Origin of the sequence: Shimwellia blattae DSM 4481 = NBRC 105725, from assembly GCF_000262305.1 — a bacterium.
Taxonomy (GTDB): domain Bacteria; phylum Pseudomonadota; class Gammaproteobacteria; order Enterobacterales; family Enterobacteriaceae; genus Shimwellia; species Shimwellia blattae.
On record NC_017910.1, the window covers coordinates 87,302 to 109,374 of the forward strand.

The following is a 22,073-nucleotide window of genomic DNA, read 5'->3' on the forward strand; positions in this document are numbered from 1 at the left end:
CGGGCGTTATCGGCAATTCGCGAACAGATTCACTGTTTTTGGCCCCGTAAAAAGAAATAATTATCACTTTCTGATCCGGATACCGGGCATGGCTCCATTTATTCTGCGCAAAGCTGACTTTTTCCCCAACTGCACCTTTCCGGCGGCGGTGGCGGAACGCTATCCGCAGGATGTATTCGCCGAGCACAGCCACGAATTTAATGAGCTGGTGATAGTGCTGCGCGGTAACGGGCTGCATGTGCTTAACGGGCGCCCGTGGCGCATTACCCGGGGCGATCTGTTTTATATCCGGGCGCAGGACCGGCACAGCTATACCTCGGTCGATAATCTGGTATTGCAGAATATTATTTACTGCCCACACATGCTGACACTCCCTGCGGACTGGGCACAGCTGCTGCCCGGGCTTAGCGAGGCGCCCGGGCGGCCAGACTGGCGCTTAACCGCCCGCGGCATGGCCGAAGCCAGAGGGCTTATCACCCGGCTCGGGCAGGAGACCAGCCACGGGGACGCCTGGGGCGCGCTGATGGTGGAATCCCTGTTTTTGCAGCTGGCGATAGCCCTTTACCGCCACCGCTATATACCCACGCAGGCCCCGGAGCCGGAAGAGCGCGGCTCCGTTGAAGCGCTGATCGCGGCTCTGGCAAACAGCCTGGACAAACCCTTTGATCTGGACAGCTTCTGCGCCCGCCACCACTGTGCCGGGCGCACCCTGCGCCAGCAGTTTCGCCAGCAAACCGGCATGACCATCCCCGGCTACCTGCGCCAGGTACGCATTTGCCACGCCCAGTACCTGCTCCGGCACACGGCGCTACTCATCAGCGAAGTCGCCACCCGCTGCGGTTTTGAAGACAGCAATTACTTTTCCGTGGTATTCACCCGCGAAACGGGCGAGCCCCCCCGGCAGTGGCGGCAAAGCCGCAGCGCCAGCCCCCTTAGCCTCACCGACTGATCCCCCCGGGCCGCCCGGTTTTACGTTGCGCTGCGTTGCAGTGAAAGTGTGACCATTTTCAATTAATGAAATCCGGGATCTTAAAAAATAAAACATCGTTTCTTTTTGTGATCTGCGATCATGTTAATTGCTCCTGATAAAGCCTATTGTTTCCAGTAAAAGCGCGCCACGGCCTGTATCTTCCGCCTCCGGCGCCAGGAAAATAACTTTATCGATGGTGCCTATTATGCAAATCAAAAGAGCAATTGAACGGATCCCCGGCGGAATGATGCTGGTTCCGCTGTTCCTTGGCGCGCTGTGTCATACCTTTGCGCCAGGATCGGGCAAATATTTTGGCTCATTCACCAACGGGATGATGACCGGTACGGTGCCTATCCTCGCCGTGTGGTTTTTTTGCATGGGGGCGTCTATCAAACTCAGCGCTACCGGTACGGTGCTGCGTAAATCCGGCACCCTGGTGATTACCAAAATCGCGGTGGCCTGGCTGGTAGCGATGGTGGCATCGCGCCTGTTACCGGAACACGGTGTTGAAGCCGGGTTCTTTGCGGGGCTGTCTACGCTGGCGCTGGTGGCCTGCATGGATATGACCAACGGCGGGCTGTATGCCTCCATCATGCAGCAGTACGGCACGAAAGAAGAGTCCGGCGCGTTTGTGCTGATGTCGCTGGAATCTGGCCCGCTGATGACCATGGTTATCCTCGGTACGGCCGGTGTGGCCTCGTTTGAGCCCCATGTGTTTGTGGGGGCGGTATTACCGTTCCTGGTGGGGTTCCTGCTGGGTAACCTGGATCCGGAACTGCGGGATTTCTTCAGCAAAGCCGTGCAGACCCTGATTCCGTTTTTCGCCTTTGCCCTCGGTAATACTATCGACTTAAGTGTGATTGCCCAGACCGGCGTGCTGGGGATTGTGGTCGGGGTGATGGTGATTATTATTACCGGTATTCCGCTGATTATTGCCGATAAACTTATCGGCGGGGGCGACGGTACTGCGGGGATTGCCGCTTCCAGCTCTGCCGGTGCCGCCGTGGCAACGCCGGTACTGATTGCGGAGATAGCACCGCAGTTTAAAGCGGTTGCGCCTGCGGCCACGACCCTTGTGGCGACATCAGTGATTGTGACCTCGGTACTGGTGCCGGTTCTCACCTCTATCTGGTCACGTCATGCAAAAAAAGCGCGGATCTCCGCAGATATACGCGCTGCGGTGAAATAACCCGCCGCCCGCTTTCCTGAACCCAAAAGGGGCCTGTTGGCCCCTTTTTGATGGCTCAGTTCGCCATACCCAGCCCCACGACATTGGCCGCGATAATAATCACCACGCAACCCAGGCTCAGCACACGCACTGGCTGGCGACCGGCGTTATTCCACTCCTTAAGCACCAGCCCGACCAGACCGCCGCACAGCACATAGAAGCTCATGTGCAGCATCCAGCTCATATAATCATACTGGGCCGGGATCCGCGCATGGCCCCAGGCATAGAAGAAGAACTGCAGATACCACATTAACCCGCCCAGGGCAGAGAGCAGCACGTTGGTAATAATCAGCCCCCGGGCCTGGGAGAAATCCGCCCTGACCGAGAGCGACGGCACCCGCGCCAGGCGGATAAAGCAGTAACCCAGGTTAATGACGGCACCACCGCCCATGATCACCACATAACTTGGCAGCGCCACATACAGCGGATCCACCCCCAGCGCGGCGGCGGCTTCATGCATGGGTTTGGCGGCGTTCATGGCAAAAGACATCCCGGCGGAAAAAATACCGCACATCACCGCCAGCATAAGCCCTTTTTTGAGGTTGAACTCTTCGGCTTTGATGCCCATTTTGCGCTCTTTTAGCTGCCCGGCCCGGGTCACAATCGCCACCCCGATAAGCGCAATCAGCACCCCGAGGAGCGTCATTTGCCCGCCGGGGGTGCCCACCAGTACGCCAAACTGGCCGTTCAGAATTGGGGTCATCAGGGTGCCGACAATCAGCGTAATACCAATGGCGATACCAATCCCCATCGACATGCCGAGGTAGCGCATGGTCAGGCCATAGTTAATATTGCCAATGCCCCACATGGCGCCGAATAAAAACACCGGCAGCAGGGTCGATGCGCTAAACGAGGTGTAGTAATCCAGCAGGTTCGGTAACAGGGCGGCGCTGACGGCCCAGGGCAGAATTATCCAGGAGACTATCCCGCCAATGGACCACATGGTCTCCCATGACCATTTTTGTACTTTTTTAAACGGAGCGTAAAAGCAGGCGGCGCTGGCCGCGCCAATGAGGTGCCACAAAATACCCATCGTAATTGCGTTACTCATTCTTATATCCTCATATGTCGAATGGGTTCGGGGCCACAAACCCCGGTACGATGAGTGTAAAAATTCACCAGCAGCATAACCTTTATACCGTTGCCGCCAGGCGGGTAAGGGTGGCAAAGAGCGGAGGAATCCCCTGTCGGTATTCACAAATCTGGCGTTTTGCGGGGGGTGATAACCTTATAAAAAACGAGGCATTGATAATCATTTTCAATATCATTTAAATAATTATAATGACCAGACTGCTTACGCGGCGTTAACAACCTCTGCCGCCCGACAATCTGGAGATGATTATGAGTTATACACTGCCATCCCTGCCGTACGCTTATGACGCACTGGAGCCGCACTTCGACAAACAGACCATGGAAATCCACCACAGCAAGCACCACCAGGCGTATGTGAATAACGCTAACGCTGCGCTGGAAAGCCTGCCGGAGTTTGCCAGCCTGCCGGTTGAGGAGCTGATCACCAAACTGGATCAACTGCCTGCGGATAAAAAAACCGCGCTGCGTAACAATGCCGGTGGCCATGCGAACCACAGCCTGTTCTGGAAGGGGCTGAAAAAAGGCACCACGCTGCAGGGCGATCTGAAAGCCGCCATTGAGCGTGATTTCGGCTCTGTCGATGCCTTCAAAGCAGAGTTTGAAAAAGCCGCTGCCACCCGTTTTGGTTCCGGCTGGGCGTGGCTGGTGCTGAAAGGCGATAAGCTGGCAGTGGTCTCCACGGCTAACCAGGACAGCCCGCTGATGGGTGAAGCCATTTCTGGTGCTTCCGGCTTCCCGATTGTTGGCCTGGATGTCTGGGAGCATGCTTACTACCTGAAATTCCAGAACCGCCGCCCGGACTACATTAAAGAGTTCTGGAACGTGGTGAACTGGGATGAAGCTGCAGCCCGTTTTGCTGCTAAAAAATAATCCTGCCTGATGTAAAAAAGCGAGCATAAGCTCGCTTTTTTTCTTTGTTATATTCTTATTTATATCGGCCACCCGGCCAGGGAAATACACAGCCGTGGCGGGCCATTTTATAAAAAACCTGGTGTTGGCATCGGACAATGTGGTTCACATCAGGGAGTTGTTATTATTAATACCGTGGTCAGCTAATAGTGCGGGCATTGATATACAGGCGGTTAAGTTTATTTCCTAGGTGTTTTTCAATACGTTGCTTGCAGGCATAAACGTGGCGGATGTTTAAATCCATCGTTTCGGCGATTTGCCGGGCAGTCATACCGTTGATGAATTTCCCTAATATAATGAATTCTGTTTGTGTCATGGTGGGGCCCCGGGTGTGAAGATCAATGTAGCCGACAAAAATTTTTCTTATTTTATCACTGGTGACGGACAGCTCATCATCATGGTAGATAATGGCGGAGATCGGCCGGTGTAATTTAAACAGGAAATTCGCCAGCGGCTGCAGGTGCCTGTCGCTGATGAGTATGATCCTCAAGCCGGACTTAGATAAAAATGTTATCCACGCATCATCTGTAAAAATATGCAGATTGGTGATGGAAAAATCGATAAAAATATACCCATTAAGCATGGCATGGTTGTTGTCTGTCAGTAATCCTTCAATAATGCCACGGTTAAAATACAGGTTATCCTCAGGCCACAGGCAAAAGCAGGGGCTGGTACAGTATGCGGTCTGAGGGGACACCTCTGGCCGTACAGAACAGTGCTGTGGGCAACTGCTGCAGAACAATTTTTTCAGTTCCGTATTGAGCCCCATTTCCCGTTTTCTCCCTTCTTCCCCTGGTATCATTTTTTATCATTTCATTCGCCTTCCTGTTATGTCAACGGGTGCTAAAAGGAGCCGGAAATTATAGAAATAAGGTATAACTGGAAAAATCCGAATATGTTAAAAAATGTTGCGCAATTGGATGTCAGGTAAAATAAGTGTGAATAACGAACGTGGTGTACTGCCTGTAACTGGTAGCAGTTTGCTTCTTACCAGGAAAATAATCCTTTGTATTAGGAAGTTTGTTTTTATAAAAATGTGGCCGCTGTCATGCTGTTATCGCACAAATAGTTAAACCCTGTGTATTATCTTCAGTGGCCAAAAATCTTCCCGGATCTTAATGGTTTTTATTAAGTTTACTGCGCATTTGATCAATTAGTGCGATGGCATGACAATAATAATCCGAACAGGAAATAAATACTCCTGGTCATTCGCGTAAACAGCCTGAGATTTTTTAGTGTCTGTTTATAAATACCACGAAAAATAACGGCTATGACGTAGTGGCATTTATTATGCACCATATCTTTTCTAAGAGTATTTCATCTTAATTTACGCATTGTAAGTTAACCTTAAAAATACGTTTTTAACACTCTATTGACACTTTGTTTTTTGAATGGAACTATCAGACTGAAAAGTCAGACACACCAGACAAGCATAGAGGCACAGCGCACTGTGTAATAAATATTGCTATTCCTTGCTTCAGGAAGAGAACAGTACGTAAATAATATTTACGCGCGCTCTCTTTTACACCTCCGGGAATGGTAATGAATAAATGAGGTGGATTATGAGCAAAAATAAAATATTCGGGTTTTCAAAAGGTACGGTGGGGATCTCCGGGGCTTTGATGATTTCCGGGTTGCCATTTATAGTGGCAGCTGATGGTGTATTTGATGCCAGCCGGACGTTATATTACTATTCATCATTAAACCCTAATGGCGATCGATATGATTATACTAACTATGATCAGGTAAACGTTGTAACTAGTGTCAAAGGGACGATCTCCGGGCTTGATGGGTGGGGAATCTACCTTAATAAGGAAAATTATAAGTTTAATAATCTCAGCGTGACATCGAAGGGTGATAAGGCTGATGGTATCCACTCCAAAGCCGGGGGCGGAACGGTCACTATTGAGAATTACACCGTCAGAACTGAGGGAGAGAGTGCCGACGGTATCAACCTGGGCCGGGAGTTAAACGAGCTACAATCCACAGTATTAATCAATAATGCGCAGATCTATTCTGAGGGTGGCATGGGGATTCGGGCCAACAGCTCAGTTAGGTCATTAACACCTGTTACCAGTATTATTATCAATGACCAGGCCGGTATTGAAACCGCTGCTGAGGGTTCATCTATTGCGGGATATGCCGTATTTGCCGGGAAAGATACCGAAAATAATAGTTCAGAAACCGCAATGGGCCAGGCCGTTATCGCACTCAATGGTAATAGCACAATAAAAACTGCCGGGGGGAATGCTCACGGCGTTTATGCCCGGGAAAACGGGACTATTTCTCTTAATAATACTCATGTGGAAACGGCAGGGAATAACGCTCACGCGCTGTTTGCTTCAACCAGCACCGCAGACCAGGCGGCCACTATTAACCTGCGGGGGAATACAGCGCTGCAGTCAGGAGCGGGTTATGCCGCTTATGCTTCTGGTGAGCTGGCAACGATCCGCTCCTGGGATGATGTAAACAATCTGGCCACGTCCGGTATTTATACCGTGGAAGGCGATATCGTTGCCGATAAGGCAGGGCGGGTAACACTCGATATGGCCGAAGGCAGCCAGTTCACCGGGAAAACCAACTCTAACCAGCTGGCTGATTCAGCCAGTACGGCGGGCGAAATCAACCTTGCACTGAGTGGGGCCTCCAGCCTGTGGACCATGACCGGGGACTCGGTACTGTCGCAACTGAACCTGGATGGGGCGACACTGAAATATCAGCCCCCGAAAGAGGGCAGCACCTTTACGCCGATGACCCTCACCGTGGCGGGCGACTACACCGGCAATGGCGGTACTCTGGCGTTAAACACTGTGCTGGGTGGCGATAACTCCTTAACCGATAAACTGATCGTTAAAGGTAATACCTCCGGCAGCACCAACGTCGCGATCAACAACATTGGCGGTGCCGGTGAACAGACCGTAGAAGGGATCGAAATTGTTGAGGTTGGCGGCAACTCTGAGGGCACCTTTGCCAAAGCCGGGCGTATCGTGGCGGGCGGTTATGATTACGACGTGGTGAAAAAAGCCAGTAACTGGTATCTCACCAGCCATCTGACGCCGGTTGAACCCGAAGAGCCGACGGAGGTTCCCATTGATCCGCCAGACCCTGTCGATCCACCAGACACGCCAGACCCTGTTAACCCACCGGTTGATCCGGTAGATCCACCAGCACCACCCGCAACAGGTGTAAACCAGTACCGTCCGGAATTTGGTAGCTACCTGGCGAACAACTACGCGGCGAACACCCTGTTTATTACCCGCCTGCACGATCGCCTCGGGGAGACACAATACACCGACATGTTAACCGGTGAGCGCAAAGTCACCAGTATGTGGATGCGTCACGAAGGGGGCCACACCCGCTTTACCGACGGCAGCGGCCAGTTGAAAACTCAGGCTAACCGCTACGTTCTGCAAATCGGGGGCGATATCGCCCAGTGGACCAGCGACGGCCTTGACCGCTGGCACCTGGGGGTTATGGCCGGGTATGCCAACCAGAAAAGCCGGACCCACAACACCCACAACGGCTACAGCTCACGCGGCCAGGTTGATGGCTACAGTATCGGGTTATACGCCACCTGGTACGCCAACGAGGAGAATAAAACCGGCACATATCTGGACAGCTGGGTACTGTACAACTGGTTTGATAACAAGGTGACCGGCAAGCATTTAGCCAGTGAGAAATATGACTCTGACGGTATTACCGCGTCAGTCGAGGGGGGATACACCTTCCTGGTAGGTGAAAGCGAGCGCGCCACTTACTGGATCCAGCCGAAGGCCCAGGCGATTTGGATGGATGTTCAGGCGGATACCCACCGGGAGCGCAACGGCACCGTGGTGAAGGATAAAACAGACGGCAACCTGATGACCCGGCTCGGCGTGCGCGCTTACCTGAAAGGCCACAGCGCCATCGATGATGGTAAAGGCCGCGAGTTCCAGCCCTTTGTGGAAGCCAACTGGATCCACAACACCCGTAACCAGACCGTGCAGATGGGCACCATCCGCAACGATATCAGCGGCACTAAAAATATCGGTGAGCTGAAAGCCGGGGTTGAGGGGCAGATAAACCCGCGTCTGCAGGTGTGGGGTAACGTTGCCCAGCAGATTGGCGATAACGGCTACAGCGATACCGCCGCAATGCTGGGAATAAAATACAGTTTCTGAGGATAATGCACATTATTGTTAAGACCAGCGCTTATGCTGGTCTTTTTTTTGTTCAAATCGCGATGGTTCACCAGAAAGTAAAATAAATACCGGTAAGGATAATTCCCCAAAAAACTAACAGTATCATACTGATAATGCCGTAAACTTTTTGGTTGTAAGTCATTCTTACTCCAGATAACATGCTGTTTGTAGTGGTAATTTTCTTTATTGTCAATAATACTTTTGGTGGTAAAAAGGCCCCGAAGAATAAAAATATCCTGCTTTCTGCAAAGGTTATTTTTTTATTCTGGTGTATTTATATAAATATATTTTTTGGTAAAAGTCATGGTTAATTTTTTTGCCAGCTATAAATATATAAATTTTATTAATATATTTTAAATAAGTTATTAAGCTAATTATCGGTGATGGCTTGACCCCGGGTGGTCCGTAACGGCAAAATGATAATATCAGTTAACTTATAGTGATTTAACCCTGCAGACAGGGTGCAGTAGCGCTATTCATAATCCCCCATTGATAAAGTGATCTGCCTCCCATATTGACCTTCTGTGTTTACATACTGTTTAGCATGGTACCGGGGGCAGCGTATTTTTACCCCGATTTGTGGATGGTCACCACCCCGGGAAGCGTTGATAATAACGGCCTACCTCAGGTTCAGTTGCAGCGGAGAGAACAGCAGATGAAGCATCATGTTCAGGTATATACCGGCCCGGTCCGGGAGTACAGCGGCAGCCGCCCCAGTGCCATTGCCAAACACCAGACGGAAGGCGAGCTGGTGCTTAATACCCTCGGGCTGGAAGGCGACCAGCAGGCAGAGACCGTCTATCACGGCGGGCCGGATCGGGCCCTGTGCCACTACCCCAGTGAGCACTATATCCACTGGGCCCGCGAATTCCCGGAGCAGGCAGAGCTGTTTAATGCCCCGGCCTTCGGAGAGAACCTCTCCACCCGGGGAATGACCGAGCAGGATGTCTTTATTGGCGATATTTATCGCTGGGGAGAGGCGTTAATCCAGGTCAGCCAGCCGCGTTCGCCGTGCTTTAAACTCAACTACCACTTCGGGATCAGCGATATGTCCGTGCTGATGCAGCAAAAAGGGCGCTGTGGCTGGCTCTACCGGGTGATTAATGGCGGGAGGGTGTCTGCGGCACTGCCGCTGGAGCTGGTCTCCAGGGTGAGTGATATCTCCCTGAGTGAGGCCATGTCGATTGCCTGGCACATGCCGTTTGATGACGAGCAGTATCACCGCCTGCTGTCGGCGGCCGGTCTGTCTGTAAGCTGGGTAAAAACCATGCAGCAGCGGCGCCTGAGCGGGAAAATCGAAGATTTTAACCGCCGCCTGCTGGGCCGCGCTGGCGGGTAATCCGCCCCCCGGCCACGGTACAAAAACGGGAAAGGTGGTGGCCTTTCCCGCCGGGAGTCAGAACGGGTTTCTGGCGAAACCGGTCATCTCTTTCAGGCCCATCTCCCGGCCCAGCGCCGTCATCGGGTGTACCACAACCAGCCCGCGCACGCTCTTTTTCAGTTTCCCCATATCCGCCTGCTCTTTGCGGGTAATGGCGCGCTGAAACGGCATTTTCATCAGTTTCTGCGCTTCTTTGCTCAGCTTCGCCACGCGCTGCTCATGCAGGCGGGCGATCTCTTTTTCCAGGGTGGCCTGCTCGGCTTCCAGCTCGGCGTATTTTTCGGCCTGCTCAACCAGCGACAGGCCAGCCATTTGGTGTTTTACCGCGTCCAGACGATCGCTGAGGCGTTTAATTTCGTTATTTTCGATATCTTTCATAAATAGTCATTTCAGAAGTGAAGCCAGGATCGGGCAAGGATACACCATCCGCCCCGCAGGAGAAAATTGTCCCGCCGTGGCGCGCGAAACGGGAAGGGTAAACCTGTTTGAACCATACTTAGGCAACACTGGCGAAAAAGGACTCCGTTATGAAACTTATCGGCAGCTATTCAAGCCCGTATGTCCGTAAAATCTCGGTCATTTTGCTGGAAAAAGAGATAGCATTTGAGTTTGTGAACCGCATCAACAGCGACGGCGAAGATATCGTGACCCGCTATAGCCCGCTGAATAAAGTGCCGGTGCTGGTGGCGGACGATAACAGCATCTGGTTTGACTCTCCGGTGATTGCCGGGTATCTGGAGGCGCTGAACATTCCGCCACAGCTACAGCCCACCGACGGGGCACAGGCCCGGTATATGCACCAGGTCGAAGCGCTGGCAGATGGCCTGCTGGATGCGGCAACCCAGCTTGCCCATGAGCTGAAAAAAAAGCCCGGCCAGCAGAATGACGCCGACATCATCGCCCTGCGCGGGAAAATTACCCGCGCGCTGGACTGGCTGGAGCAGCAACTGGTCGCGGGCAAGATCACCGCACAGCCGCTGACAGTGGGCACCATCGCCATTGGCTGCGCCATCGGGTTTATTAACCGCCGCCGCATAGCCCAGGGCTGGTGCGTGGACCACCCGCAGCTGATCCGCCTGGTGGAAAGCCTGTTCCGGCGCGAGAGTTTCCTGCGCACTGAACCGCAAGCCTCATGATCTACGCCTGTGACAGGGGATCGGCTCCCCTGTTACACTGCACCTATTGTCTGTTAATTCGATACCATCCATGACTACCGATCCCCGTTCGCTGTATAGCCTGATCCCGTCTACGGATCGCCTGCTTAATGCTGGCGAGTTCGCCGGGTTGCTGGCTGATTTTGGTCACACCCGGGTCGTGGCGACCCTGCGCCAGATGCAGGATGACGCCCGGGAACACATTCGCCAGCACCAGAGCCTGCCGGACTGGTGCGCTGACTGGGCCGGGGCACTGGGCTGCCGCCTGGCCTCCGCCCGCCAGAGCGCGCTGCGCCCGGTGTTTAACCTCACCGGTACGGTGCTGCACACCAATCTGGGCCGGGCCATCCAGCCCCAGGAGGCGGTCGAGGCGGTCAGCCAGGCCATGGCATCGCCGGTCACCCTGGAATACTCCCTGGAAGGGGCCGGTCGCGGCCACCGGGATCAGGCGCTGGCGGCGTTACTGTGCGAGCTGACCGGGGCGGAAGATGCCTGTATCGTCAATAACAATGCGGCGGCCGTGTTACTGATGCTGGCGGCCTGCGCCAGCGGCCAGGAGGTGGTGGTCTCCCGGGGTGAACTGGTAGAGATAGGCGGGGCATTTCGCATCCCGGATGTGATGCGCCAGGCAGGCTGCCAGCTTCGCGAAGTGGGCACCACCAACCGCACGCACCTGAAAGATTACCAGGCGGCGGTAAATGACCAGACCGCCCTGCTGATGAAAGTGCACACCAGCAATTACCATATTGAAGGCTTTACTAAGAGTGTCAGCGAGCAGGAGCTGGTCACCCTGGGCGATACGCTGGGGATCCCGGTGATTACCGATCTGGGAAGCGGCTCCCTGGTGGATCTCAGCCAGTATGGCCTACCGGCTGAGCCCATGCCCCGGCAGCTGATTGCCGCCGGGGTGAGCCTGGTGAGCTTCTCCGGGGATAAACTGCTCGGCGGCCCCCAGGCGGGGATCATCGTCGGGAAAAAGGCCCTGATTGAGCGCCTGCAACAGCACCCGTTAAAACGCGCCCTGCGGGCCGATAAAATGACCCTGGCGGCGCTGGAGGCGACACTGCGCTTATACCAGCACCCGGAAACGCTGGCCGAACGGTTACCCACCCTGCGCCTGCTGACCCGCAGTGCGGAGGATATCCGGGCCCAGGCAGAGCGCCTGCTGGCCCCGCTCCAGGCGCGCTACGGGGCGGATTTTCTGGTGGCGGTCGAGCCCTGCCTGTCACAGATTGGCAGCGGTTCACTGCCGGTCGATCGCCTGCCGGGTGCCGCCTTAACCTTCACCCCGCGCGACGGGCGGGGCAGCACGCTGGAGGCGCTGGCAAATGGCTGGCGCGCCGCTCTGGTGCCGGTTATCGGGCATATTTCAGACGGGCGGCTGTGGCTGGATCTGCGCTGCCTGGAAGATGAAGCCGGTTTAATGGAGATATTATTGTCATGATTATTGCCAGTGCAGGCCATGTTGACCACGGCAAAACGACGCTGCTGCAGGCGCTGACCGGCGTCAATGCCGACCGTCTGCCGGAAGAGAAAAAGCGCGGTATGACCATCGATCTGGGGTACGCCTACTGGCCCCAGCCAGATGGTCGCAGTATTGGGTTTATCGACGTACCGGGGCATGAGAAGTTTCTCGCCAATATGCTGGCCGGGGTGGGGGGCATAGACCACGCCCTGCTGGTGGTGGCCTGCGACGACGGGATCATGGCCCAGACCCGGGAGCACCTGGCGATTTTGCAACTGACCGGCCAGCCTGCACTGACCGTGGCCCTGACCAAAGCCGACCGGGTAGACGCAGAGCGTATCGCCCGGGTAGAGGCTGACATCCGCCAGCTGACCGCCGAACTGGGCTGGCCGGAAGTGGCGCTGTTTGTGACCTCCGCGCCGGACGGGCGCGGCATTGAGCCGCTGCGCGAACACCTGCGCCAGCTACCGGAACGCGAACATCTGACCCGCCACCGCTTCCGGCTGGCTATCGACCGGGCCTTTACCGTAAAAGGGGCCGGGCTGGTGGTTACCGGCACCGCCCTGAGCGGTGAAGTGCGGGTGGGTGACTCCCTGTGGCTGACCGGCGCGGCAACCCCGATGCGGGTGCGCGGGCTGCATGCCCAGAACCAGAATACCGACCACGCCTGGGCCGGGCAGCGCATTGCCCTGAACATCAGCGGGGATGCAGAGAAAACCGACATCTCCCGGGGGGACTGGCTGCTCAGCGTGCAGCCGCCTCAGCCGGTGGAGCGGGTGATTGTGCAACTGCACTGCCATACACCGCTGCAACAGTGGCAGCCCTTACACATTCACCATGCGGCCAGCCATATTACCGGGCGGGTCTCGCTGCTGAATGACGAGCTGGCCGAGCTGGTGCTGGATGCGCCGCTGCTGCTGGCGGATAACGACCGCCTGGTACTGCGCGACATCAGCGCCCGCCAGACCTTAGCCGGTGCCCGGGTCGTGTTGCTGGATCCGCCACGGCGCGGTAAGCGCCAGGCGCCATTTCTGGCCTGGCTGGCGGCGCTGTCCAGCGCCCGGGATGACGCCCGGGCACTGGCGCTGTATCTGCAGCGCGGCGCCATCAGCCGGGCGGCGTTCAGCTGGGCCCGTCAGCTGACCCCGGCGGGTATGGATGCGCTGCTGGACTCTCCGGGGCTTATCCGCGCCGGTGACCAGCTGCTGAGCGATGAGGTGGCCGGAAAGTGGCGGGAAAAACTGCTCGCGGTGCTGGCCCGCTACCATGAACAGCACGACGACCAGCCAGGGCCGGGGCGCGAACGGCTGCGGCGTATGGCCCTGCCGGGCGAAGATGAAGGGCTGGTGCTGGCGCTGATTGAGCAAATGCGCCAGCAAGGGCTCCTGGAGAGCCGCCAGGGCTGGCTGCATCTGCCGGGCCATGAGCCGGGCTTCTCCGGGGATCAGCTGGCCCTGTGGCGCCAGGTGGAGGCGCGCTTCGGGGATGACCCCTGGTGGGTGCGCGATCTGGCCCGGGAAACCGGCGTTGAGGAGCAGGTGATGCGCAAACTGCTGCGTAATGCGGCGCAGCAGGGCTATATTACGGCGATCGTCAAAGATCGTTACTACCGCCAGGCGCGGATCATCGAATTTGCCGATCTGATCCGCGCGCTGGATCCGGAGCGCGGCGCGACCACGGCGGCGGATTTCCGCGACCGTCTGGGGGTCGGGCGCAAGCTGGCTATCCAGATCCTTGAATATTTTGACCGCATCGGTTTTACCCGCCGCCGGGGAAATGACCACCTGCTGCGCGACAGCGCCCTGTTTTTACATCAGTAAGCGGGCTGCCAGTGAAGCCGGGGCTCACCCGGCTCACCGGCATATCACAGATACAGGGCGCTTTTTCCCCGCGTCAGCGTCAGGATCGTGATAGCGCTCGTAAAGCGCTGGTAAGATGGCGAAAAAAACACCGCCAGCGACTACCCTTAGGAAAGATGCCCCCTGAGGAGAGAATCATGACGACGACCCCCCCTGATCTGCGTTTAACCCCCGGTGAATATGGCTTTCCGCTACAGCTTAAAGCGCGCTACGACAACTACATCGGCGGAGAGTGGGTGCCCCCGGTTGACGGCGCCTACTACCAGAACCTGACCCCGGTCACCGGCCAGCCCCTGTGTGAGATAGCCAGCTCCACCCCACGGGATGTGGACCTGGCGCTGGATGCGGCCCACGCCATCAAAAGCACATGGGGCAGCATGGCGGTGCAGGAGAGGGCGGCTATTCTGCTCAGAATCGCCGACCGTATGGAGCAGAACATTGAACTGCTGGCTACCGCCGAAACCTGGGACAACGGCAAGCCCATCCGCGAAACCAGCGGCGCAGATATCCCGCTGGCTATCGATCACTTTCGTTATTTCGCCTCCTGCATTCGCGCCCAGGAGGGGGGCATCAGCGAGGTAGACAAAGACACGGTGGCCTACCACTTCCACGAGCCGCTGGGGGTGGTGGGGCAGATTATCCCGTGGAACTTCCCGCTGCTGATGGCCTGCTGGAAGCTGGCCCCGGCCCTGGCCGCCGGGAACTGCGTGGTGCTGAAACCGGCACGGCTGACACCGCTGTCTGTCCTGCTGCTGATGGAGCTGGTCGGGGATCTGCTGCCCCCCGGGGTGGTGAACGTGGTCAATGGCGCCGGGGGCGAGATTGGCGAATATCTGGCGACCTCAAAGCGGATTGCCAAAGTGGCGTTTACCGGCTCCACCGAAGTGGGCCAGCAGATCATGCAGTACGCGACGCAGAATATTATTCCGGTCACCCTCGAACTGGGGGGCAAATCGCCGAATATTTTCTTTGCGGATGTGATGGAAAAAGAGGACGCCTTCTTTGATAAGGCCCTGGAAGGGTTCGCGTTGTTTGCGTTCAACCAGGGGGAGGTCTGCACCTGCCCGAGCCGGGCGCTGGTTCAGGAGTCGGTATATGATCGCTTTATGGAGCGCGCCATTCGCCGGGTTGAGGCCATCCGCAGCGGTAACCCGCTGGACAGCAGCACCCAACTGGGGGCACAGGTATCCAGCGGCCAGATGGAGACCATCCTCAACTATATCGAGATAGGCAAAAAAGAGGGCGCCGATGTGCTGAGCGGCGGTAAGCGCCGCCTGCTGGGGGGCGATCTGAAATCCGGCTACTACCTGGAGCCGACTATCCTGTTCGGCCAGAACAGTATGCGGGTATTTCAGGAGGAGATTTTCGGCCCGGTACTGGCGGTCACCACCTTTAAAACCCCGGAAGAGGCGCTGGAAATTGCCAACGACACAGCCTACGGGCTGGGGGCCGGTGTGTGGACCCGTAACGGCACCCTGGCCTATAAAATGGGGCGCGCTATTCAGGCCGGGCGCGTCTGGACTAACTGCTACCACGCTTACCCGGCCCACGCGGCGTTCGGGGGGTATAAACAGTCCGGCATTGGCCGGGAAACCCACAAAATGATGCTGGAGCACTACCAGCAGACCAAGTGTTTGCTGGTGAGCTACTCCGATCACGCCCTCGGCCTGTTCTGATAAACCGGCCCGGCTCCGTCAGGGGCCTGGCCGGTTACAGGGCGTCTTTATCGATCCCCAGGCGCTTCATGCGGGACAGCAGCGTGGTGCGCTTCATGCCCAGGCGCTGGGCCGCACCGCGGGGGCCTGCCACTACGCCGTTGGTCTCTTTCAGCACCCGGATAATATGCTGCACTTCGTCCTCGCCCTCCCGGGGGGTATCGCAGTCGGCCATGCTGGCGACCGGCAGCGGGTTCAGCTCCGCAAAGCGATCCGGCTCCGGCAGGGAGAGCTGTAACACATTGCCCCGGGTGAGCAACACCGCTCGTTCAATCACGTTTTCCAGCTCGCGCACGTTACCGGGCCACTCCATACGGCTCAGAATCCGCAGGGTTTCGGCCGGAATACTGTCGATATTGCGCCCCAGGCGGCGGGCAATCTTAAAGGTGAAGGCTTTCACCAGCAGCGGGATATCTTCCGGGCGTTCGCGCAGCGGCGGCAGCTGGATGGGGAACACATTCAGCCGGTAGTAAAGGTCGCTGCGAAACTCCCGGTCAAGGACCATCTGTTTCAGATCGCGGTTCGTGGCGGCAATCAGGCGCACATCCACTTGCTGAATCTTATTACTGCCGAGGCGTTCAAACTCCTTTTCCTGCAACACGCGCAGTAGCTTCGGCTGCAATTCCAGCGGCATATCCCCCACCTCATCAAGGAACAGGGAGCTTTTATCTGCCAGTTCAAAACGGCCAATACGCTGGGTGTTGGCCCCGGTAAAGGCACCGCGCTCGTGGCCGAACAGGTCGCTTTCCAGCAGGCCCGCAGGCATGGCGGCGCAGTTAATTTTTACCATGCGCCGGTTATTGCGCCCGCTCTGGTTGTGGATAGCCCGGGCAATCAGCTCTTTACCGGTGCCGGTCTCCCCGAGGATCAGCACCGTACTGTTGCTGTGGGCCACCATCTCCACTTGCTTCATCACGTTGGTCATGACATCGCTGCGCCCGATGATTTCGCCAAAATCACCGGCCACGTTGTTGATTTGCTCCGTGAGGGCAAGGTTCTCATCCACCAGGTTTTCCTTGAGGTGGTTGATCTCCCGCCAGGCGAGGGCGTTATCGACCGCAATGGAGATACGCTCGGCAATCTGGCGCAGTAATTTGAGGTTTGCCGGGGTAAAGACATCCGCCTCGCACTGGGCCAGCTTCAGCACCCCGAGCATTTTATTACCGAAGGTCAGCGGCAGCAGGCACAGGGTCTGGATCTGGTTACCCCACATTTCGAACAGCATCCGCTCGTAGGGGGCCAGCTGATCATGGTGGTGCAGGTTCAGCAGCAGCATTTCGCGGCTTTTAAAGACCCGCTCAGAGAGTGTGCCGCTTTCGGTCACTTCGCTCTGGTCGTGGATCGGGGATTTTTCATCCACAAAATGGGTGGAGTAGACATGCAACAGCCCGCGCCGGTTACTGCGCAGCACAATACTCACGGAATCTATAGAGAAATAGCGGTGGATCTCGTAGGCAATTTCGCTCACCAGATCGTCTAAATCCAGTTTTGACAGCACCGCATTGGTGACCGCCACCAGGATACGGAAATCGTCGCGCTCCCGGCACAATAGCTGGTATTCGTGGTTGTTGTTCAGCCGGTTCTGGATCTGCTCAGCCACCAGGGAGACAATCTGCGCCAGGGTATACAGCCGGGAGAGCTCTTTGTCGCTCCAGGGCTGGTCGGTTTCGCGGATAAACTCACAGCCGCCAATGATTTTTCCGTCGGTAGCCAGCGGCAGCAGGCAGTAGCGTTTAAAAGGGCTGTAGAGCTCCAGGCTTTTCAGTTGCGGCCAGGTATCGTCGAACTCTTCCTGGGTACACATCAGGGCTTCCGGGCGTGAGAGCACCCGGCGCACCGGGCCATTAGCCAGCAGCATTTCGTCTTCATAATGCAGGGGGTGGCCCTGCTTATCCATACCGTAAAAGCCCACCTGTTGCTGCAGCGGGTGATACAACAAAATATTAACTTTGTCGGCCAGGGCGCTGCGTCTGACCATGCCGGTCAGACTTTCTGCCAGCGCGCTTAAATCCGGCTGTTGTAACAGGGTGCGGGTGATATCAAACAACCCCTGTTGTCCGAGATCACTCATTGGCGTATATGACATAAGCTCATCCGAAAAAATGTTTTTCCGCTGCGGCGCACACGGCCACGTCGCGTTATTTTATCTTAGTTGTTTTTGTAACAAGGAAAGGGGCAACGCCCGCCTTTCGCCCTGCCCGGCGGCTTCGCCGCACCGCCGGTAAGGGAAAAGGGAAATGTTATAATATTAGTCGTAACAGTGTATGAGATCTGAGGCCAGCGGATGCTGGCACAGGTCAACAAATACGGGGTAAAGGCTCTGCGTGGGGTAAATCAAGGCTGCGTTTGACACCGTACAGCCCGGTCACCCGGACCCCGGTACGGGCCGTGACATCGCCAATAATCGCGGCATCTTTGCCCAGCGGGTGCTGGTGCAGGGCATTAAGCACCTCTGGTGCCGCCGCACGGCTGGCGACAATCACCAGTTTGCCTTCATTGGCAAAGTTGAGCGGATCAAGCCCCAGCAGCTCACAGACCCCGCGCACCACCGGTTTGACCGGTAATTGCGCTTCGCTGATCTCCATACCGCAGCCGCTGGCATCGGCAAACTCGTGGAGCACCGCATTCACCCCGCCACGGGTGGCATCGCGCAGGGCTTTCACCCCGGCAATCGGGTGCAGGCTGGCAATCATGGGGGCCAGTACCGCACAGTCGCTGCGCAGATCCCCCTCCAGCCCCAGCTGCTCGCGCAGGTTGAGAATGGTGGCCCCGTGATCCCCGAGCGTGCCGCTGGCGATAATCACATCGCCGTCGCTTATCTGGCTGGCGCCCCAGTTCAGGCCGCGCACAATCGCCCCCATACCGGCAGTATTAATAAAGACCTTATCCGCCGCCCCTCTGGGCACCACTTTGGTATCCCCGGTCACGATGGTAATACCCGCTTCCCGGGCGGTGTGGGCCATGCTGTGGACAATCTGCTCCAGCAGGGCAAAATCCAGCCCCTCTTCGAGGATAAACCCGCAGGACATCCAGCGCGGGATAGCCCCGCCAACGGCCACATCGTTCGCGGTGCCGCAAATCGCCAGGTGGCCGATATTGCCCCCGGGGAAGAACAGCGGATCGATAACATAGCTGTCGGTCGAGAAGGCGAGCTTATCCCCGCAGGCGGTCAGCTCCGCCAGCGGGAGCCGGGCGGCGTCTTCCTGCTCGGCAAGCCACGGGTTGGCAAAAGCCTCCATAAACAGGCTGGCGATCAGCTGCTGCATGGCCTGGCCGCCGCTACCGTGGGCTAGGGTAATGGTTTTCATGCTTCACTCTCCTGGCCGCGGTACTGATACCAGGCGGCACACGCACCTTCTGAGGAGACCATCAGGGCACCGAAGGCGTTCTGCGGGTTACAGGTGTTGCCAAACAGCGGGCACTGGTGGGGTTTGCAGCGCCCGGTCAGCACGTCGCCACAGCGGGCGCGCGGATCGTCACTCACCTGTTGCTGGCGCGGGTTAAAATGCTGCTCGGCATCAAACTGCTGATAGGCCGGGGTCAGTCTGACACCGGACTGGTTAATGATCCCCAGCCCGCGCCATTCGGAATCCCCTTCCAGCATAAACACATCGGCAATCGCCTGCTGGGCCAGCGGGTTCCCCGCATCCGGCACAACCCGGCGGTACTGGTTTTCAATTTCAGGCTGACCGGCAATTTTCTGCTCTACCAGCATCAGCATGCCCTGTAGCAGATCCACCGGCTCAAAACCGGCAACCACCAGCGGGCGGTGGTGCTCACTGGCGATAAAGTCATAAGCGGCAGTGCCGATAACCATACTCACATGGCCCGGGGCAAGGAAAGCGTCGATACCGTTGTCTGGCTGCTCCAGCAGGCTGCGCAGGGTCGGGATCAGGGTGATGTGCTGGCAGAAAAAGTAGAAATTATCCACCCCGTCCGCTTTGGCCTGTTGCAGGGTCAGGGCGGTGGCGGGCATGGTGGTTTCGAACCCGAGCCCGAAGAAGACCACCTTGCGATCCGGGTTGGTGCGCGCCAGTTGCAGGGCGTCCATCGGCGAGTAGACCACCCGCACGTCTGCCCCTCTGGCCCGGGCGTCCATCAGCGAGCCGGATTTACCCGGCACTCTGATGGCATCCCCGAAGGTGCAGAAAATCACCTCCGGGTGGCTGGCTATCTCCAGGCAGGCGTCAATGCGCCCCATGGGTAATACACACACCGGGCAGCCGGGGCCGTGGATAAACTCAATGTTTTCCGGCAGCAGCTGGTCGAGCCCGAATTTAAAAATTGCGTGGGTGTGGCCGCCGCACACCTCCATCACGCGCAGCGGGCGGCGGGCGTCGTAGTTCAGTAGCGGGGCACGGGCGTTAAGCTGCTCAATGAGCGCCATCACTTTCGCCGGATCCCGGTATTCGTCAACAAAGCGCATCAGGCCCGCTCCTCACCATAAAGCAGCGCGCCCACATCCGGTTCCACGGCAAACATATTTTGCAGGGCCTCCAGGGTGTCGAGGGCTTCCTGCTCATCAATGATGCTCATGGCAAAACCCACGTGTACCAGCACCCACTGGCCGATACGGGAGTTGCCGTCGTCGTCATGGGTGCCGACCAGGGCGAGGTTTACCTCGCGCTGCACACCGCAGACATCCACTTTCGCGTGGCTGTCGCCGATTAATTCACTGATTTGTCCGGGAATGCCTATGCACATTGTTGTGCCTCCAGCCAGGCCAGCCACTGATCCATACCGTCGCCTTTGGTGGCGGAAACCAGCAGGATCTCAATATCCGGGTTCACTTCCCGGGCGTATGCCATGCATTTTTCCACGTCGAAATCGAGATAGGGCAGCAGATCCACTTTATTGAGGATCATCAGCGATGCGGCGGCAAACATATGGGGGTATTTCAGCGGTTTGTCTTCCCCTTCGGTTACCGACAGCACCGCGACTTTATGGCGCTCACCGAGGTCAAAACTCGCCGGGCACACCAGGTTGCCCACGTTTTCAATAAACAGAATGCCGTTGTCCGCCAGCGGCAGGCGCAGCATGGCGTCGTGGATCATCTGGGCGTCCAGGTGGCAGCCTTTACCGGTATTCACCTGAATGGCCGGGGTGCCGGTCTCGCGGATGCGCGCCGCGTCGTTCACGGTCTGCTGATCCCCTTCGATAACCGCACACTCTTTATTACCGTGCAGGCGTTTAAGGGTTTCGGTCAGCAGGGTGGTTTTACCGGAGCCCGGGCTGGAGACCAGGTTCAGGACCAGTTGCTGGTGGGCGGCAAACTGCTGGCGATTATGGGCTGCCAGCTGGTTGTTTTTATCCAGCACGTCGATTTCAATTTCCAGCATCCGGCGCTGGGTCATGCCCGGCGCGTGGGTGCCCGCTTCGCCGTGGCCGTAATGCAAATCGCCCTCAGCCGAAGCCTGAGGCGCAAAAGAGGGGGTCTTAAGGCCGGTAATTTTCATTGCCGGGCGGGCGGATGGCGCAAAAGGCGCGCTGCGAAACGCGGAGTGCGGGTTGTGCTCATCCCCTTCGATATAGCGGTTGCCTTCACCGCAACCACAGGTGCTACACATGTTGATTCTCCTGTTCGATTTCCAGGCGTTTAATCTGGAGGCCGTCATCGGCCACGATACGTAAATTAGTACCGTTGCATTGCGGGCAGACGCGCACCCGCTGGGTCAGCAGGGTGATGTGCTGCTGGCAGTCATAGCACCAGCATTCGGCTTCCTGTTGGTGAACGTCCAGCGTACACCCTTCTGCCAGGGTGTCGCGGCAGACCAGATCAAAACAAAACTGCAGGGCGCTGGTTTCCACACAGGAAAATGCGCCAACCTCCAGCCAGACGCCGGTCACTTTGCTGGCACCGTGCTGGCGAGCCTGCTGCTCAATAAGTTCAATTGCCCGCTGGCAAAGGGTGATTTCGTGCATAACGCCTCCCGGACTGATAGGGGAGTGATGCAAGCAGTATGCCAGGTTGCCGCACTGTACCCACACTAAAGGGCGCCCCGCCGGGCTTTGCCCGGACAGTTGTCTGACCCGGAACGAAAAAAATCCATGTTAGCAGATAGCTACCCGGGGGACTGTGGGGCACATCAGGTATCTGTCACCGGGTGTCGAAGATGTCG

18 protein-coding genes are annotated in these 22,073 nt (G+C 57.0%); 9 read left to right on the forward strand and 9 right to left on the reverse strand.

The genetic code is table 11. The features are described 5' to 3' along the window. Positions 1-88 precede the first annotated feature (88 nt). Both rhaR and kdgT read left to right on the forward strand, forming a co-directional pair. On the forward strand, positions 89-949 hold the full coding sequence (gene rhaR / locus EBL_RS00385; protein ID WP_002440742.1) for an HTH-type transcriptional activator RhaR: 861 nt from the start codon (positions 89-91) through the stop codon (positions 947-949). 226 nt (positions 950-1,175) lie between these two features. Further along, positions 1,176-2,159: a 2-keto-3-deoxygluconate transporter gene (kdgT, locus tag EBL_RS00390; RefSeq protein WP_034920128.1), complete on the forward strand. Its 984-nt coding sequence runs from the start codon at positions 1,176-1,178 to the stop codon at positions 2,157-2,159. Between the two features lie 55 nt (positions 2,160-2,214). Here the strand turns inward: kdgT and rhaT are convergent, their stop codons facing one another. Beyond that, complete coding sequence (gene rhaT / locus EBL_RS00395) at positions 2,215-3,249, reverse strand: L-rhamnose/proton symporter RhaT (protein WP_002440740.1); 1,035 nt, start codon at positions 3,247-3,249, stop codon at positions 2,215-2,217. Positions 3,250-3,539: 290 nt separating this feature from the next. Between rhaT and sodA the strand changes: the two genes are divergently transcribed. Further along, complete coding sequence (gene sodA / locus EBL_RS00400; RefSeq protein ID WP_002440738.1) at positions 3,540-4,160, forward strand: superoxide dismutase [Mn]; 621 nt, start codon at positions 3,540-3,542, stop codon at positions 4,158-4,160. 178 nt (positions 4,161-4,338) lie between these two features. On the opposite strand, the gene EBL_RS00405 is transcribed toward sodA, so the two are convergent. After that, the gene (locus EBL_RS00405; protein ID WP_232001887.1) at positions 4,339-5,001 is read right to left on the reverse strand and encodes a helix-turn-helix transcriptional regulator; all 663 of its coding nucleotides are present in this window, start codon (positions 4,999-5,001) and stop codon (positions 4,339-4,341) included. 760 nt (positions 5,002-5,761) lie between these two features. Between EBL_RS00405 and EBL_RS00410 the strand changes: the two genes are divergently transcribed. Both EBL_RS00410 and yiiM read left to right on the forward strand, forming a co-directional pair. Beyond that, on the forward strand, positions 5,762-8,359 hold the full coding sequence (locus tag EBL_RS00410; protein WP_002440736.1) for an autotransporter outer membrane beta-barrel domain-containing protein: 2,598 nt from the start codon (positions 5,762-5,764) through the stop codon (positions 8,357-8,359). A 676-nt stretch (positions 8,360-9,035) separates the two neighbouring features. After that, positions 9,036-9,719 (forward strand): 6-hydroxyaminopurine reductase, encoded by a 684-nt coding sequence (yiiM, locus tag EBL_RS00415; RefSeq protein ID WP_002440735.1) that lies wholly within the window; start codon positions 9,036-9,038, stop codon positions 9,717-9,719. A gap of 57 nt (positions 9,720-9,776) precedes the next feature. Here yiiM and EBL_RS00420 read toward each other — a convergent pair whose 3' ends face one another. Further along, a complete protein-coding gene (locus EBL_RS00420; protein WP_002440734.1) occupies positions 9,777-10,139 on the reverse strand; it encodes a YibL family ribosome-associated protein in 363 nt (120 codons plus the stop codon). 149 nt (positions 10,140-10,288) lie between these two features. Between EBL_RS00420 and EBL_RS00425 the strand changes: the two genes are divergently transcribed. From EBL_RS00425 to exaC, 4 genes are all read left to right on the forward strand, one after another. Continuing rightward, positions 10,289-10,897, forward strand: coding sequence for a glutathione S-transferase (locus EBL_RS00425; RefSeq protein ID WP_002440733.1), 609 nt, complete (start codon positions 10,289-10,291; stop codon positions 10,895-10,897). 70 nt (positions 10,898-10,967) lie between these two features. Beyond that, positions 10,968-12,359 (forward strand): L-seryl-tRNA(Sec) selenium transferase, encoded by a 1,392-nt coding sequence (selA, locus tag EBL_RS00430; protein WP_002440731.1) that lies wholly within the window; start codon positions 10,968-10,970, stop codon positions 12,357-12,359. Further along, complete coding sequence (gene selB / locus EBL_RS00435; RefSeq protein WP_002440729.1) at positions 12,356-14,200, forward strand: selenocysteine-specific translation elongation factor; 1,845 nt, start codon at positions 12,356-12,358, stop codon at positions 14,198-14,200. The genes selA and selB overlap by 4 nt, the downstream gene beginning before the upstream one ends. Positions 14,201-14,376: 176 nt before the next feature. Further along, complete coding sequence (gene exaC, locus EBL_RS00440; RefSeq protein WP_002440728.1) at positions 14,377-15,915, forward strand: acetaldehyde dehydrogenase ExaC; 1,539 nt, start codon at positions 14,377-14,379, stop codon at positions 15,913-15,915. A 34-nt stretch (positions 15,916-15,949) separates the two neighbouring features. Here the strand turns inward: exaC and flhA are convergent, their stop codons facing one another. The 6 genes from flhA to hypA all read right to left on the reverse strand — a co-directional run bounded on the left by flhA (position 15,950) and on the right by hypA (position 21,876). After that, on the reverse strand, positions 15,950-18,040 hold the full coding sequence (gene flhA, locus EBL_RS00445; protein ID WP_002440726.1) for a formate hydrogenlyase transcriptional activator FlhA: 2,091 nt from the start codon (positions 18,038-18,040) through the stop codon (positions 15,950-15,952). Positions 18,041-18,251: 211 nt separating this feature from the next. After that, positions 18,252-19,262, reverse strand: coding sequence for a hydrogenase expression/formation protein HypE (gene hypE / locus EBL_RS00450; protein WP_002440724.1), 1,011 nt, complete (start codon positions 19,260-19,262; stop codon positions 18,252-18,254). Next, a complete protein-coding gene (gene hypD / locus EBL_RS00455) occupies positions 19,259-20,380 on the reverse strand; it encodes a hydrogenase formation protein HypD (RefSeq protein ID WP_002440722.1) in 1,122 nt (373 codons plus the stop codon). The genes hypE and hypD overlap by 4 nt, the downstream gene beginning before the upstream one ends. Then, positions 20,380-20,658, reverse strand: coding sequence for a HypC/HybG/HupF family hydrogenase formation chaperone (locus EBL_RS00460; protein WP_002440721.1), 279 nt, complete (start codon positions 20,656-20,658; stop codon positions 20,380-20,382). The genes hypD and EBL_RS00460 overlap by 1 nt, the downstream gene beginning before the upstream one ends. Continuing rightward, a complete protein-coding gene (gene hypB, locus EBL_RS00465) occupies positions 20,649-21,521 on the reverse strand; it encodes a hydrogenase nickel incorporation protein HypB (RefSeq protein ID WP_002440718.1) in 873 nt (290 codons plus the stop codon). The genes EBL_RS00460 and hypB overlap by 10 nt, the downstream gene beginning before the upstream one ends. Further along, positions 21,514-21,876 carry a hydrogenase maturation nickel metallochaperone HypA gene (gene hypA / locus EBL_RS00470; protein WP_002440716.1) on the reverse strand — a complete coding sequence of 121 codons (363 nt, stop codon included), beginning with the start codon at positions 21,874-21,876 and terminating at the stop codon, positions 21,514-21,516. The genes hypB and hypA overlap by 8 nt, the downstream gene beginning before the upstream one ends. Positions 21,877-22,073 lie beyond the last annotated feature (197 nt).

Excerpts from the sequence above, each read along its gene's own strand:
- hypE (WP_002440724.1), bottom strand. The coding sequence starts at position 19,262 with ATGAAAACCATTACCCTAGCCCACGGTAGCGGCGGCCAGGCCATGCAG.
- EBL_RS00425 (WP_002440733.1), top strand. The coding sequence starts at position 10,289 with ATGAAACTTATCGGCAGCTATTCAAGCCCGTATGTCCGTAAAATCTCG.
- hypB (WP_002440718.1), bottom strand. The coding sequence starts at position 21,521 with ATGTGTAGCACCTGTGGTTGCGGTGAAGGCAACCGCTATATCGAAGGG.
- hypD (WP_002440722.1), bottom strand. The coding sequence starts at position 20,380 with ATGCGCTTTGTTGACGAATACCGGGATCCGGCGAAAGTGATGGCGCTC.
- EBL_RS00420 (WP_002440734.1), bottom strand. The coding sequence starts at position 10,139 with ATGAAAGATATCGAAAATAACGAAATTAAACGCCTCAGCGATCGTCTG.
- selB (WP_002440729.1), top strand. The coding sequence starts at position 12,356 with ATGATTATTGCCAGTGCAGGCCATGTTGACCACGGCAAAACGACGCTG.
- EBL_RS00405 (WP_232001887.1), bottom strand. The coding sequence starts at position 5,001 with ATGATACCAGGGGAAGAAGGGAGAAAACGGGAAATGGGGCTCAATACG.
- selA (WP_002440731.1), top strand. The coding sequence starts at position 10,968 with ATGACTACCGATCCCCGTTCGCTGTATAGCCTGATCCCGTCTACGGAT.
- kdgT (WP_034920128.1), top strand. The coding sequence starts at position 1,176 with ATGCAAATCAAAAGAGCAATTGAACGGATCCCCGGCGGAATGATGCTG.
- rhaT (WP_002440740.1), bottom strand. The coding sequence starts at position 3,249 with ATGAGTAACGCAATTACGATGGGTATTTTGTGGCACCTCATTGGCGCG.
- rhaR (WP_002440742.1), top strand. The coding sequence starts at position 89 with ATGGCTCCATTTATTCTGCGCAAAGCTGACTTTTTCCCCAACTGCACC.
- flhA (WP_002440726.1), bottom strand. The coding sequence starts at position 18,040 with ATGTCATATACGCCAATGAGTGATCTCGGACAACAGGGGTTGTTTGAT.
- sodA (WP_002440738.1), top strand. The coding sequence starts at position 3,540 with ATGAGTTATACACTGCCATCCCTGCCGTACGCTTATGACGCACTGGAG.
- EBL_RS00410 (WP_002440736.1), top strand. The coding sequence starts at position 5,762 with ATGAGCAAAAATAAAATATTCGGGTTTTCAAAAGGTACGGTGGGGATC.
- EBL_RS00460 (WP_002440721.1), bottom strand. The coding sequence starts at position 20,658 with ATGTGCATAGGCATTCCCGGACAAATCAGTGAATTAATCGGCGACAGC.
- hypA (WP_002440716.1), bottom strand. The coding sequence starts at position 21,876 with ATGCACGAAATCACCCTTTGCCAGCGGGCAATTGAACTTATTGAGCAG.
- yiiM (WP_002440735.1), top strand. The coding sequence starts at position 9,036 with ATGAAGCATCATGTTCAGGTATATACCGGCCCGGTCCGGGAGTACAGC.
- exaC (WP_002440728.1), top strand. The coding sequence starts at position 14,377 with ATGACGACGACCCCCCCTGATCTGCGTTTAACCCCCGGTGAATATGGC.